Source organism: Solibacillus sp. CAU 1738, assembly GCF_039888725.1.
Classification (GTDB): domain Bacteria; phylum Bacillota; class Bacilli; order Bacillales_A; family Planococcaceae; genus Metasolibacillus.
This window is the reverse complement of the sequence record NZ_JBDQQN010000002.1, coordinates 161795-175337: the sequence shown is the minus strand read 5'-3', so window position 1 is coordinate 175337 and position 13543 is coordinate 161795. Positions and strand designations below refer to the sequence as shown.

The window sequence follows — 13543 nt, the reverse complement described above, 5'->3', positions numbered from 1 at the left end:
TAGCTTGTCTAATTCATTGTATGAAATATTTTCAAGTTCATTAGTGGAAAACCAGTATTTTCTAAAAATGTTTCACAAGACAATGTAAATGGTGTAAAATTACACTATAGATTATTGGGGGGATTAAAATGGTCTTTGTCATATGCGCTTATTTTTTCGCTGTTTCAATAAATTTAATGTCAGCTATTAAATACCCAGACTTAAATGTGACAATATTTAACTTAGTCGTATCAATAATATTTTTGACTGTCATCCTCATATACGCTAGAAAAGGTGATAAAAAGCTAGCGGTATTTTCTATCGGAGGCATGATTTCGGGAATTATTGTTTTTCTTATCACGACATTTGAGAGTTTTATGTTTAAATATGCAATTTTAGATGTTATTGCGTCCATTCAATATCCTCTTTATTTGATTTTCACGACGCCATTATTTGGAGGGAATTTATTTTTCAACGTAAATTATGGAACCTATTCCTTGCTAACTTCTTTGTTCTATTTAGTCGTATATGTTTACGGTAGAAAAGCTCAAAATTCTTCTGCATTCCACTTTAGATTTTTCGGAAAACATTGACAATTAGGTTGGGCGTTTGGTATAGTGGAATGAATTTAAGGAGGGGTTCATTTACATTATTACATCATCATACATACTAGTCTTGCTATAACGATCAGTACTTATCGTATATAGGAAGACTATTTTTCGTGAAATCGTATGGATAAAGAGATGGATTCTTTATCAGGTGCGGTTTTTTTATTTTCCTAAAAAACGGAGGTATGGATGATGAGAAAGATGGATTATCAAAATGTTAGAGGAACACAAGATTATTTGCCTGAGCAGGAAATTGTGAGAAGACGGATTAGAAGAACACTGGAAGATACATTTATTGATTATGGCTGCAAACCACTGGAAACACCGATTTTAAACTATACGGACTTAATGAGTTCGAAATATGGCGGTGGGGCAGAAATATTACAAGAAATGTATACGCTCACGGATCGCGGTGAACGTGATTTAGCACTGCGCTATGATTTAACAATTCCATTTGCTAAAGTAGTGGCGATGCATCCAACAATTAGTATGCCTTTTAAACGTTATGAAATAGGGAAAGTATTTCGTGATGGACCGATAAAGGCAGGGCGATTCCGTGAATTTACACAGTGTGATGTTGATATTGTCGGTGTGTCATCCCAAGTAGCAGAGGCTGAACTAATGATGATGTGTTTAACTGTTTTTGAAAAATTGCAGTTAGATGTCAGCATTCAATACAATAACCGCAAGCTCTTAACAGGTATGCTTGAAGTACTTCAAACGCCTATTGATAAGCTAAATCGCGTTGTACTCACGATTGATAAACTCGAAAAAATTGGCGTAAAAGGTGTTATCGATGAATTAATCGAGCAAGGTTTATCTTCGCACAACATTCAAGCAATTGAAGCATTTTTACAAGCTAGTAACAACCGATCTTATAACTATTTTGAGCAATATGCAAAGGACAATGAGCAAGTGCAGCAAGGTTTAGCTGAAATACAGGAGCTCGATGAATACTTAAACTATTTAGGCATTCAACAGCAATGTATATTCAATCCCTTTTTAGCGCGAGGCTTAGAAATATATACAGGCACAATTTATGAAATCTTTTTACAAAGTGGGGTCATTCAATCGAGCATCGGAAGTGGGGGACGCTACGATAATGCCATTGCAGGTTTACTCGGAACAACGGACTCGTTTTCAACAGTTGGTATATCATTCGGTTTAGACGTCATTTATACTGCACTTGAAATGAGTGATGGCGCAAAAGATAAGACTTCAAATATCGACTTGTATATTATTCCAATAGACACGTTGAAAGAGTCGCTGTTTTTAGCAACTGAACTCCGTAAGCAGGGAATGAAGGTTGAACTAGAAATGAGTAATAAAAAACTAACAAAAGCCATGAATAAAGCAAACAAAGAACAATATCCATTTGTCATTATTTTAGGTGAACAAGAAGTAAGCACCAACAGCTATAAAACAAAAAATATGAAAACAGGTGAAGAAATAGTAAAATCGTTTGTTTTTTAAATATAGTTGACAAATAATTCAAAACGTTTAAAATAAACTTACTTTCATATTTGCATAACAAAGATATGTAATTTATGTCGGAGTATAAGAATAAAGGCTATGATAAGAACGAGTAGCAGTCATATGAACAAACAGAAAGTTGCCGGTTGATGAGAGGCGCGTGATCAGTGAATGTGAATACATCTTGGAGCTGCGTACCGAACGGATTTCCTAGTAGGCTACGACGGTGAGCACCCGTAATCATGTGCAAAAGTATCGTCTTTTGACCGTACTTATTGAGGTAAACAATGTGAGTTGTTTACGAACAAAGGTGGCAACACGAGATTCTAGCTCGTCCTTTTGGTAAATCCAAAAGGACGAGTTTTTTTATACCTTTTTTAAAAGATAAGAAAGTATAAGTTTCTGAAGTTTGGGCAGTGTCTAGCTTCAGCGCCCAGCCCCTCGAGGTCGCTTCTGTCCCTCAATCGAAAGCGGGAAAGATGCTTTCGTTTGAGAGATTGCAAGCAGCTGTCGGGTCTAAGCAGGGCGCTTGCGCATTTCTTATAGACCTTGCGAATTGTAAAGATAATAATTTAAGGAGATGTTGAACGATGTTATTACCACCAAAGGAGCAACTTCGAATTATCGCAAAAGGTGCACATCAAATTGTTGATGAAGGAGAATTACTTACGAAACTTGAAAAATCTTATGAGCAGCAAAGGCCGTTAACGATTAAATTAGGTCTTGATCCCTCCGCACCAGATATTCATTTAGGGCATGCTGTCGTATTACGAAAAATCAAGCAAATGCAAGATCTTGGTCATCAGGCAGTCATTGTCATTGGTGACTTTACTGGACGAATTGGTGACCCTACAGGGAAAGCAAAAGGTCGCGTAGCATTATCAGATGAGCAAGTAAAAGAGAATGCTACAACTTATTGTGAGCAAATTTTCAAAGTACTTGACCAAGAAAAAACGGTCGTACGATTTAATAGTGAGTGGCTTGCGAAATTATCATTTGAAGAGGTCATTAAGCTTGCTGCAACTACATCTGTCGCAAGAATTTTAGAGCGAGATGATTTTCAAAAACGATACCAAAACCAAGTCCCAATCGGTATCCATGAATTTTTCTACCCATTAATGCAAGCATATGATTCAGTCGAACTCCAAGCGGACATCGAGCTAGGTGGTACAGACCAAACATTTAATATATTAATGGGGCGAACATTGCAAAAACATTTAGACCAAGAAAAGCAAATAGCGATTTTTATGCCGTTACTAGAAGGCCTAGATGGTGTTGAAAAAATGAGCAAAAGCTTAGGAAACTATATTGGTGTAAATGAACCGGCAGAAGTAATGTTCAAAAAAGTGATGGAAGTACCAGACGCGCTAATTACGAAATACTTTGAATTAGCCACTGATGAGCACCCAGATGAAATTGACCGTATCAAAAATGAGCTATTAAATGGAGTGAATCCACGCGATATTAAATACCGCCTTGCCCAAATTATTACCGCACTCTACTGGAATGAGGAAGAGATGAACAAAGCAGCGATCTACTATGACACAGCTTTTAGCAAAAAAGACATCCCAGATGATATTCCAGAATTACTCATACAATTAGATAAAGAAACAATACAAGATGTAATACCGCAGTTAATTGAGATGAAATTCATCAATAGTAAGAGTGAATTTTTGCGCTTAATTAAGCAAGATGGTATACAAATTGATAAAGAGAAAATAGCATTAGATGAGCTGCAACGTGTGCTAATGAACGGGGAAGTAATGAAGATTGGTAAAAAGCGTTTTGTAAAGTTTATTAAATAATTAGTTACTTACGTCGTGTAAGCATGGAAATTAATAATCAGTCCCGTAAACTAGAACTATCGGGACTGCCTCCACTGGCTCTGCGCATATTTTTTAAATAAGGGCAAAATGACAAATAATAAAAATAATGATAAAAATAGCTTTCGGAACAGATGAAAAACAATGCCGATAAAGCATCTGCTTGTATTGATGTAGCGATAAGTGTCAATTGATCCATAAAAGGTATTTGCCAATTAATGCGATAATGAAAACATAAAATATAGGGAGTGCCAGCTTTATCATAGGTTTTCTTTCTTTCCTACGTGCTCAGTATGGCGAAAATATATAAAGGAGTAAAAATTGTAGGAATTCGGAAAATGAGATTGGAAGAACCTATTAAGGGGATTTCTTCATGAATAAATAATTGACATTTTCCACAGTATAGTTTATAGTAACTAACTATAAGCTTTAAAAAATATTGAATTCATCTATTACAAAACGTAATCGGATTGTTCGAGTGCTTTTTGTAATATGTGAATTTTTTGTTTGTTAAAGAAATTATATATTAATTTTTTTTTGGAGGTTTTCTTAAATGAAACAAGGTACAGTAAAATGGTTTAACGCAGAAAAAGGTTTTGGATTTATCGAAGTAGCAGGCGAAGCAGACGTATTCGCTCACTTCTCAGCAATCCAAGGTGACGGTTTCAAATCACTTGACGAAGGTCAAAAAGTTGAATTTGAAGTTGAAGATGGTAACCGTGGACCACAAGCTAAAAATATCGTAAAACTTTAATTTTTTTCGAATATTGCAGCTAAAAAAAGAGGCACCTTTAAGGTAGCCTCTTTTTTTTATACAATTAAATTGTTTCGACGCTCGGTATGTACACCCATTTCTGAAAAATAATAGTAAATAATCTCGATTTTTGTTTTAATTGTAGAAAGAGGTGAAGTGGATGAAACAATTAGAAAATGAAGTTGTTCAATTAATCCCAATGACTCAAGTACATGTAGATGGGATTTATGAAGCCGCGCATGACGAGCGGATTTGGGAGCATATGTCTGTCAATTTAATGACGAAGCAGCAAGTGCAACAATATGTGGATGCTGCTGAAAAAAAGCGAGAGTCGGGTACGGAATTTTTCTTTGTTATCGTTGATCGCGCTACGAAACAAGTTATTGGTGCAACATCTTTTCTTGATATTGCCCTCGATCATAAGCGTGTCGAAATTGGTTCGACTTGGCTGAATCCAAATTATTGGAGGTCAAATATTAATTCGAATTGTAAATATTTATTATTACAATATTGTTTTGAGGAACTGTATTTGAACCGTGTGCAAATTAAAACGGGGCATGAAAATATTCGCTCGCAACAAGCTATTGAGCGTTTAGGTGCACAAAAAGAAGGCATCTTAAGAAATCACATGATTCGCAAGGAAGGTACGATTCGCCATACGGTTATGTATAGCATTATTAAAGAAGACTGGCCGCAAATTAAACAGCATTTTGAAGAGAAGTTACTTAGTAAAGGAAATGGCTGATACGCACTATTTGGTCAATAGAATCGAGAATTTGGTCAATAGTATTCAAAATTTGGTCAATAGAATCGAAAATAAGGTCAATAGAATTCAAAATAAGGTCAATAGAATTCAAAATAAGGTCAATACCATAGAAAAGCAAGAAGCTTTTTTTGTTTATTTCTTCAAAATAAAATGTAAAACAGGAGAAACCTAATTTGGATAATCAATTATTAATGTCTCATTGCGTATTTCCAACACAGGATATAATTAAAACTGCCAATTATTATGAACAAAAAATGGGATTTAAAGCTGTTCCATATTTAGAAGCAGATGAACCTCATATATGTTTGTATCGTGACTCAACGGAAATTATATTAACTAAAACTAATGGACAAAAAGTGTTACCGAATCGAGAGTTGTATGGGTATGGCTATGATGCTTACTTTATTACAAAGAATCATGAGAAACTTCAACAGGAGTTTATTAATTCAAACGTAAAAATCGTCCGATCACTACATAATACTGATTACAATAATAAAGAACTTGTAATAGAAGATATTGACGGCAGATGGATAGCATTTGGCATAAAAGTGGTATGAAAAGGAAAGCATTCTCTTCACTGAAATGAGCTAGCTAGATGCACAATTAATTAAATAGTTAACGTCTATAAAACCAGCTTATGTAAACTACTTATCATGAGTTGGTTTATTTTGTATAATAATGGTAACTGAAGGTTTTGGGATTAAGTTTTTACGTACGCTGCCAAGAAAAATATGTACATAAGGAGTTTTTCAATGGACTACAAAATTGTTTTTTTCGATGTAGACGGAACGCTTGTAAATTATGAAGACGGTCGAATTTCGGCAAGCACAAGGAGAGCACTACAAGTGTTAAAAAATAAAGGGATAATATTAGTAGCTGCTACTGGTAGACCGTTATCGATGTGTCAGTCTTTAAAAGAGTTAGGAATAGACACGTTTATTACAGCAAACGGCGCTTATGTGAAGCATCAATCTCAAGTAATATATAAAAATGCCCTAACAGCAGAAACTGTGCAATCAATGAATGCATTCGCTCTTAATAATGGTCAAAGCTTGTCATTTTTTACAGAGGAATTATCGATGAATGGGGTACAAAATGCAACTACTTTACAAGTTTTAAAAGAAACACTTTCATTGCAAGAGTATCCAAGCACTATTCAAGAAATCGCTAATCAAGAAGTATATTTAATGTGTTTGTACGCAGATCAACAAACAGAGGAGAAATATAAATTACAGTTCCCTCATTTAACATTTAAAAGATGGCATCCGTATGTAATGAATGTGTTAGAGCGTGATGTAGCAAAGTCAATTGCAGTTAACAAGGTTTTAGAGTATTTCAATTTAGAGCCCCATGAAGCGATTGCATTTGGTGATGGCGAAAACGATATTGATATGCTTGAACATGTAGGTGTTGGTATCGCAATGGGGAATGGGCATGCATCATTAAAAGCGGTAGCTGATTTCGTAACAAAAAAATGTACTGAAGATGGTATTGAATTGGCATTGCAAAAGCTGCAGCTTGTTTAGCAAGATTGCATTGAATGCTGAACAAACGAAACTTGAAATAGATGAAATAAACATATGACAGGGGGAAAAAGTATGAATTTAAATATAGCTACACATTTGATGAGCGAAGAAGAACTAAAACAGACTCTTCAACAAATTAAAAATGGCGAAAAAAATTGGGAAGATGAGTATAGTTTAATAATTATCAAATCGATGATACAGCATATTGGTTCAACAGATAGTGTCCTGAGAGATGAATTAATTTATAGTTCTTTTCATGAATTAATTATTAGTAAAAACCTACTTGAAAAAGAACTATTGGTCGAACTATTACATGATTGTTTAAATGATTTGTTATTTACAGGGATTGGAGAAAGTGGGACAGATACTGTTTTTACAAGATCGTTCACGTCGCTTTTAATCGCACTTATATTATTTAGAGATAACGAAGATCGATTTTTATGCGAACATTCTGTGTATATGGCTAAAGAGAAGCTAATCGATTATATGAATGCCGAGGTGGATTTAAGAGGGTTTGTGCTACAAAAGGGATGGGCGCATAGTGTTGCACATGTAGCTGACGTGGTGGATGAACTCGTAAAAAACACTAAAATTGGTCCCGAGCAATATGTAGAATTGTTAAAGCCGTTGTGGAATAAAATATTTGTTCCTCATAATATATTTGTTCACGATGAAGACGAAAGAATTTTAGTTCCTATTATAGAAATGTTAAATAATGGTTTGGTAGTTCAGGAACTAGAAACTCTCCTACAAAATATTCCTAGTCATTTAAAGATGCATAAACAGCAACTAGATGAAGAGCATTACAGGTTATTAGTTTTTAACTGCAAAACATTTTTGAAAAGTTTCCATCTAAAAATTCATGGAAATCCTCACTTACACCCCCTTCAAGACTGTATTAGAAAATGCTTGGGGGAAATTTAATAACGTGCCTGCCCTGTGGAATTGACTAATCCATTACCTATTAAAAGCCAGGTAGTCCTAGCGATGACTTTCAATTAAATAAGACAGTCCGTGAGTGTATCAATCTAGAGCAAGCATTTTATTGAAAGGGGGCATTTCAAATGCTAGAGAACTTTGATTTAGCAATAGTATTTAGTTTTTTTGGATGGTTGATTATAGGTTTGTTGACTTACCGACTTTATAAAAAACAGGAAAACAAACCTAAAATATGGAAAATATTTATCGTTATCGTAATCGGGATTTTTTCATTTACAATTAAATTGGATATCTATTTCGTGACAGTCAGTTTCGCCATTCTTCCATTAGGTGTTTGGCTGTTAGCTTTCATTTGTCGAAAAAATGAGGGAAAATGGCAACGCTATCGTCAGTATGCTTGGCTAGGGTTTTTTGCAAATTATATTTTCTTAAGTATGACGTTATTAATCATACCTGTAAATTACTTGTTTTATCCAATAAATGAAATAACGACCTATATTTCAAATGTTGACAATGTTGCGATTATACGAACACATCCATCAGCGAAGAATTCGTCTTTAAATAAAGAGGCATTAGTAAATCAGCTACAAACAGCACAAGAAGCACAGATTGATAGCGCTCAATGGTATTCAGATATGGTATTGCATGTTGAAACAAACGAAAGAAATGAACGATTTCCTTATTTATTAACGGGGACTTTACCAAAATGGGGAAGTGGTATACATGCGAATATTTATATTGAGGATGATGGTAAAGGAATATTAATAGCTTCAGAGAAAGGATATAGTTATTATCGCTTCGAAGAATCATTGACAGAGGGAGGGGGAAGATAAATGACCAGGAAGAAAATAATACAATATGCAGGTATTATTATTGTTTTAATCTCAGTATTCTTTATTTACTGGTTCAATTTTTCAAAACCTATCTCGTTTCCTCCGAATGAACAGTTAGTGGAAGAGATCAATAGTCAATTTCCTGAGGCGAATGCGAGTATCATTCAAGATGCGATACATTTAGATGAACGTCACGTATTAGTTCCGTTTGTATCGAAAAGTGGGGATTATAGTTTAAGCTATTGGCTGTGGGACAATCGAAAGTGGGAAGTTTCAAGAGTAAGTACGAAAGGGAATCCGATGGTTTGGAAATTAAATAAAAATAATCCATCATCGTATTACTTCGTTTGGAATATACACCCGGATGATCAGGTAAATTCAATTGATTACTATTTAATTAAAGACAGGTACTATTTTATCTCATCTGGTACGCACCATTATGATCCAAGAATTCAAATGAAGATGCAAGTTTCCCTTCAAGAGAAAACCTATGGTGTAGAGCCAATACCGAATGAGTGGATAGAATTGATGAATTCACTTTCAAAAGTTGAATCTGCAAAGCAACCAATGCCATTTCTTAATCAATTTTACCAATCGTATAGCATGTATTTTGGTTGGCTTCCGGTAGATGAGTTAGGAAATGAATTGTTTCCAGAACGATCTGTCAATGGAAATGGTTATTCGAGTAGTAAAGTGAATTTGGACTACTTGATGATTTTAAATAAATCAGAATTAGAGCTTCCGTAAAGAAATTACCGAATAATAGTTTTTGGGGAACCTGGATATGAAAGACAGATAGAATTTCGAAGGGGGGAAAAGGAGGGGTATATTGAAAAAATTACTTGTTATCGGGTTATTTATTTTCATAATTATTTTAGCAGCCTGTAGCAATGATAAAGTAGTAGAACCGATTTACGAAGGAAGAGACTTAAAAATAGCGGTAATTGGTGAGTTTCCGACTGTTAGGGAAAAGAATATTCAGTTTGAAGAAATGACTTTTGATACGTGGGAAATAATTGGATATAACGCTATTTTTATTTCACAAGAATATTTATCTGAAGCAGCCAACGATGACAATGTGCAAAAATTTAAGGAAAGTAAAATCCCTATTTTTTTCCTCGGTACAAAGGCTTCGTATATGCCATTTATGGAGCTTAATAATACGGTTACGTACGAACAGTTTGCTAAGCAAGTAAATGACAATGAAAATCCGATTGCTGGTCTTTTATATAAGGGAGAAGAGCAAGGATATTTAGGTTGGACGTTTAGTTATCCAGTTGTTAATAGCAGAATGATAACTTCAGATAAAAGCGGTAAAATTTATTCGCATGTATTTAATGTAATTGAGGAGTTAAACTTGTAGGTTAATATTAGTATTTATGAAGTAAACTATGTGAAGCAACTAAATAGGAGAGGTGAAAAATGAAGCTATTTTTTTGGCAATTAAATGATGAAGAAAAATTGTCTCGTACCCTATGGTCTGGTTTAGCGGCATTAACATTCCTTTATATAGTCCTCATTTTTAAGGAATATGTTTTATCGACAAAAATAATAATAGCCTTAATTTCTACTTCCGTGTATCTCATAGGATTATATGTACAATATAAGAAGCTTAAGAAATAAAATGAAAAGGAATCACCTAATAAAACTAAACTGAACCCCAAAAAGTGGACCTATTCAGGGTTCAGTTCATTCATAAACTATAGCTCGTGGTTTCTATGTTTTATTTATATCTTATTAAATACATCGCACGGTCTGGACCTTCACCGTTTACAATTAATGTACTCTGTTCTGCGTAAAATAATATTTCCATATATTCTGTGTTTAGAAATCGTGGATAGTCACAGCCGTACTAAACCGACCTTCCATATGTTCCTAATAATTCACTCAATACATCAACTTGTCCAGTAAGTAATTCTTCTGTACACTAATTTCTATGAATAATTGTTCAACAAATTAAAGTAGTCCTGAATCAGTTAATAAATCCTCTAATATTTTTAGTTTTTCCTCAAAAAATGTACATGCATCAATGATTGGTTTGGGCGATTTCATATCGACACCTACAGCTATTAATACTTCAATCGGGAAGTTTGAACTTCCTGCTTTAAGAAAAGCATTTATATAACGGTCAGCAGAAGATGTACCTTCTTCTAATATTTGCTTACTAAGAGCTGTTGCAGCGGATTTACCTGTAGCATACTGGTAGACATAATAGTTGTAATATAAGTGTGGTATACGAGCCCAGTTTAAACCAGCTTCTGCATCTACAATCATTTCATCTCCATAATATTGCTTCATTAAGTTGGAATACAATTCTGTTAATTTATTTGCCGTTATGGCTTCACCTAGACGGTTCCATTCATAAATAGTATGTTCAAATTCTGCATATAAAGTAGAGATGAACACCATATTACAAAAATTATGTAACCAACTACTTAATAAATATATCTTTTGTTCTGGATCTTCTACTGTTTTAAGTAAGTGTTCAAATAATAATTCCTCATTAAGTGTAGAAGCTACTTCAGCTACAAAAATAGAAGGACGCGTATATGGATGTGGCTGTGTATTACGTGTATAGTAGCTATGCATACTGTGACCAAACTCATGCGATAATGTATACAAACTTTCTAAGTTATCTTGCCAATTCATTAAAATATAGGGATTTGTTCCGAATGCTCCAAACGAATAGGCTCCGCTTTTTTTTCCTTGATTTTCAACTACATCTATCCATCGCTCTTCAAATCCTCTTTGAACAATATCTTGATACTCTTTCCCTAGAGGTGCAAAACTATCTATTAAAATTTGCTTTGCTTTTTCATAAGGTATTTTCATTTCTATGTTTTGAGTAAGCGGTACAGAAAAGTCGTAAATATGTAATTCCTCTACACTTAAAACTTTCTTTCGCAGTGCTGTAAATCTGTGTAATAAAGGTAATTGGCTATGTATAGTGGTAATTAATTGATCATACACCTTTTCAGGAATGAAGTTTTTACTCATTGCTTCATGACGGGAAGACTCATATTGGCGAATCTGTGCCTTAGTGTTATTAGCCCTAACGTGTCCTGCTAAAGTAACGGCAAATGTATTTTTATATTGGTCGTAAGTTTGGTAAATACCTCGAAATGCTTCTTTTCGTACATCACGATTATAGCTTTCTGAAAGCGCGTTGTATAAGCTGTGAGTTAATTGTACTTCTTCTCCTTCATCATTTTTAACTTTGGGGAACCGGATGTCTGCATTATTTAATGTAGCAAAGGCTTCACTAGCCAAACTAGACAAATTCTCCATTTGAGTAAGTACTAGTTCTTGTTCAGTAGATAAAATATGAGGACGCTTCAAATTGATTTCTTTTAAATAATGATCATAAAGCTTTAAATCTTCATGATTTGCTAAATATTCATCAATTACTGTTTCTTCCGCTTCTAAAATTTTGGGTATAATAATAGATGTAGCCTCAGCCAATTTAATGAATAATGTTTTCACTCGTATATCCATTTCTTGATATGTACTATTTGTTGTATCTTGGTCGAGTTTTAAATGAGCGTATAAATAGAGCACATTAATTCTTCTATCTAATTCTTGATCAAACTCCAGAACTTCAAATAAACTTTGTGCACTTTGTGTTACTTTATCTTGAAAGTTAATCATCTTCATTCCAAGCTGTTCGAGTTCTTTATACTCTAAATCCCACGCTTCATCTGATTCAAAAATGGATGTTAAATCCCACGTTAGTCCTACTGGTACTTCATCACGTGATAATATTGAATTTGTCATCATAACCTCCTGTATTTTTAAATTTTTTTATTATGTTCCGCCCTCTATTACTAGCGGCAGTGAAAATTTAAAAAAGCAGGCACAATATAACCTGCCCCAACATTATATACCAATATATTACAATTAAACTATAAAATTTTGCATTTGATAAAATTATTGAAGCTAAATGGAGGGATAAAATGCTCTATACATCACTAGCGTTTATAACACTTATATTGTTGTGTATGGATTGTTGGTTTCATTTTTTCTCTTGTATTCTTAATTTCATCAATTTCATAAGTCATTTCCTCGCCAAATAAAGTGAAACAGCATGGGCACGATTTTTAGCACCGAGTTTCATTAACGCAGATTTAATATATTGCTTAATAGTGGCTTCACTTAAATCTAAAACATCAGACATTTCCTTTGTTGATAAACCGTTCGCTATCGCTCGGATGATTTCATTTTCACGTGGACTTAGGCGAGGGTGGGGAGGCGCATCATGCTGGATAAGGATTTTGGCAGCCATCTCACCAAACAGTGTAAATTGGGCAAAATTATGTGCTTGAAATTGGGGGATGTATGATACATATTCGCTACAAATATAGGAAATTGTCATATTATGAATGAAAATGGGTACGACGAGTAGTCCGAGCAAAGGCTTGTCCTGCTGATAACGACTTGAAACATTCGTAATATAATGTTCACCTTCATAAAAAGCAGCCCATCTCTCTTCAACAACTTTCCGAATGGCAGGTAAAGACCGAATATCATCTCGTATATAGGTAAAAGACCGCATATTCCCATTTTCTATTATGGCAACACCTTCTCCTACATAACCTACAGGGCTAAAACGGAAAAAGGAAAGCTTATCAGATGGAAACAGTTCATAAAAACACTTTAAAAGACGACAAATTTGTTCTTCTTGTGTATCTAAGTAATGTATATCCTTTAACATTTCTTCCAATGCCCACTTTGTTACCAATTTCTAGTTCACTCCTCAGAATTTATATATTTTTTATCCCTCTTTTAGCTATTCAAATAAACGAAAGGAGGAATAGGTAATTTTAGTATTCCTTGATACGCTAT

The 13543-nt window shown here is 34.3% G+C and carries 14 protein-coding genes and 1 other annotated feature; of the genes, 11 read left to right on the top strand and 3 right to left on the bottom strand.

Annotation, left to right across the window (positions count from 1 at the left end; all coding sequences use genetic code 11):
• Positions 1 to 148 precede the first annotated feature (148 nt).
• Positions 149 to 394 carry a hypothetical protein gene (locus tag AAFN87_RS05955; protein WP_347790129.1) on the bottom strand — a complete coding sequence of 82 codons (246 nt, stop codon included), beginning with the start codon at positions 392 to 394 and terminating at the stop codon, positions 149 to 151.
• 385 nt (positions 395 to 779) lie between these two features.
• On the opposite strand from AAFN87_RS05955, the gene AAFN87_RS05950 reads away from it, so the two are divergent.
• The 11 genes from AAFN87_RS05950 (at position 780) to AAFN87_RS05900 (ending at position 10324) form a co-directional block, all read left to right on the top strand.
• Entirely contained in the window at positions 780 to 2060 is a 1281-nt protein-coding gene (locus AAFN87_RS05950) for a histidine--tRNA ligase (RefSeq protein ID WP_347790824.1), read from the top strand.
• Positions 2061 to 2150: 90 nt separating this feature from the next.
• Positions 2151 to 2402: a binding site (T-box leader), on the top strand.
• Between the two features lie 248 nt (positions 2403 to 2650).
• Entirely contained in the window at positions 2651 to 3865 is a 1215-nt protein-coding gene (gene tyrS, locus AAFN87_RS05945) for a tyrosine--tRNA ligase (RefSeq protein WP_347790128.1), read from the top strand.
• Between the two features lie 571 nt (positions 3866 to 4436).
• Entirely contained in the window at positions 4437 to 4637 is a 201-nt protein-coding gene (locus tag AAFN87_RS05940; protein ID WP_347790127.1) for a cold-shock protein, read from the top strand.
• A 160-nt stretch (positions 4638 to 4797) separates the two neighbouring features.
• Complete coding sequence (locus AAFN87_RS05935; protein WP_347790126.1) at positions 4798 to 5382, top strand: GNAT family N-acetyltransferase; 585 nt, start codon at positions 4798 to 4800, stop codon at positions 5380 to 5382.
• A 194-nt stretch (positions 5383 to 5576) separates the two neighbouring features.
• Positions 5577 to 5960, top strand: a complete 384-nt coding sequence (locus tag AAFN87_RS05930) for a VOC family protein (protein WP_347790125.1) — start codon at positions 5577 to 5579, stop codon at positions 5958 to 5960.
• 195 nt (positions 5961 to 6155) lie between these two features.
• Positions 6156 to 6929: a Cof-type HAD-IIB family hydrolase gene (locus tag AAFN87_RS05925; protein WP_347790124.1), complete on the top strand. Its 774-nt coding sequence runs from the start codon at positions 6156 to 6158 to the stop codon at positions 6927 to 6929.
• Between the two features lie 72 nt (positions 6930 to 7001).
• Positions 7002 to 7853 carry a DUF2785 domain-containing protein gene (locus AAFN87_RS05920; RefSeq protein WP_347790123.1) on the top strand — a complete coding sequence of 284 codons (852 nt, stop codon included), beginning with the start codon at positions 7002 to 7004 and terminating at the stop codon, positions 7851 to 7853.
• Positions 7854 to 7993: 140 nt separating this feature from the next.
• Positions 7994 to 8701 carry a hypothetical protein gene (locus AAFN87_RS05915; RefSeq protein WP_347790122.1) on the top strand — a complete coding sequence of 236 codons (708 nt, stop codon included), beginning with the start codon at positions 7994 to 7996 and terminating at the stop codon, positions 8699 to 8701.
• Positions 8702 to 9448 carry a hypothetical protein gene (locus tag AAFN87_RS05910; protein ID WP_347790121.1) on the top strand — a complete coding sequence of 249 codons (747 nt, stop codon included), beginning with the start codon at positions 8702 to 8704 and terminating at the stop codon, positions 9446 to 9448.
• Between the two features lie 82 nt (positions 9449 to 9530).
• Positions 9531 to 10064, top strand: coding sequence for a hypothetical protein (locus AAFN87_RS05905; protein ID WP_347790120.1), 534 nt, complete (start codon positions 9531 to 9533; stop codon positions 10062 to 10064).
• Positions 10065 to 10123: 59 nt separating this feature from the next.
• The gene (locus AAFN87_RS05900) at positions 10124 to 10324 is read left to right on the top strand and encodes a hypothetical protein (RefSeq protein ID WP_347790119.1); all 201 of its coding nucleotides are present in this window, start codon (positions 10124 to 10126) and stop codon (positions 10322 to 10324) included.
• Positions 10325 to 10657: 333 nt separating this feature from the next.
• On the opposite strand, the gene pepF is transcribed toward AAFN87_RS05900, so the two are convergent.
• Complete coding sequence (gene pepF, locus AAFN87_RS05895; protein ID WP_481886450.1) at positions 10658 to 12475, bottom strand: oligoendopeptidase F; 1818 nt, start codon at positions 12473 to 12475, stop codon at positions 10658 to 10660.
• Positions 12476 to 12755: 280 nt separating this feature from the next.
• A complete protein-coding gene (locus AAFN87_RS05890; RefSeq protein WP_347790117.1) occupies positions 12756 to 13439 on the bottom strand; it encodes a helix-turn-helix domain-containing protein in 684 nt (227 codons plus the stop codon).
• Positions 13440 to 13543 lie beyond the last annotated feature (104 nt).

Bases quoted from the DNA above. Each gene is read 5' to 3' on its own strand.
- AAFN87_RS05950 (WP_347790824.1), top strand. From the start codon at position 780: ATGAGAAAGATGGATTATCAAAATGTTAGAGGAACACAAGATTATTTG.
- AAFN87_RS05935 (WP_347790126.1), top strand. From the start codon at position 4,798: ATGAAACAATTAGAAAATGAAGTTGTTCAATTAATCCCAATGACTCAA.
- AAFN87_RS05910 (WP_347790121.1), top strand. From the start codon at position 8,702: ATGACCAGGAAGAAAATAATACAATATGCAGGTATTATTATTGTTTTA.
- AAFN87_RS05940 (WP_347790127.1), top strand. From the start codon at position 4,437: ATGAAACAAGGTACAGTAAAATGGTTTAACGCAGAAAAAGGTTTTGGA.
- AAFN87_RS05925 (WP_347790124.1), top strand. From the start codon at position 6,156: ATGGACTACAAAATTGTTTTTTTCGATGTAGACGGAACGCTTGTAAAT.
- AAFN87_RS05920 (WP_347790123.1), top strand. From the start codon at position 7,002: ATGAATTTAAATATAGCTACACATTTGATGAGCGAAGAAGAACTAAAA.
- tyrS (WP_347790128.1), top strand. From the start codon at position 2,651: ATGTTATTACCACCAAAGGAGCAACTTCGAATTATCGCAAAAGGTGCA.
- pepF (WP_481886450.1), bottom strand. From the start codon at position 12,475: ATGACAAATTCAATATTATCACGTGATGAAGTACCAGTAGGACTAACG.
- AAFN87_RS05955 (WP_347790129.1), bottom strand. From the start codon at position 394: ATGGACGCAATAACATCTAAAATTGCATATTTAAACATAAAACTCTCA.
- AAFN87_RS05900 (WP_347790119.1), top strand. From the start codon at position 10,124: ATGAAGCTATTTTTTTGGCAATTAAATGATGAAGAAAAATTGTCTCGT.
- AAFN87_RS05915 (WP_347790122.1), top strand. From the start codon at position 7,994: ATGCTAGAGAACTTTGATTTAGCAATAGTATTTAGTTTTTTTGGATGG.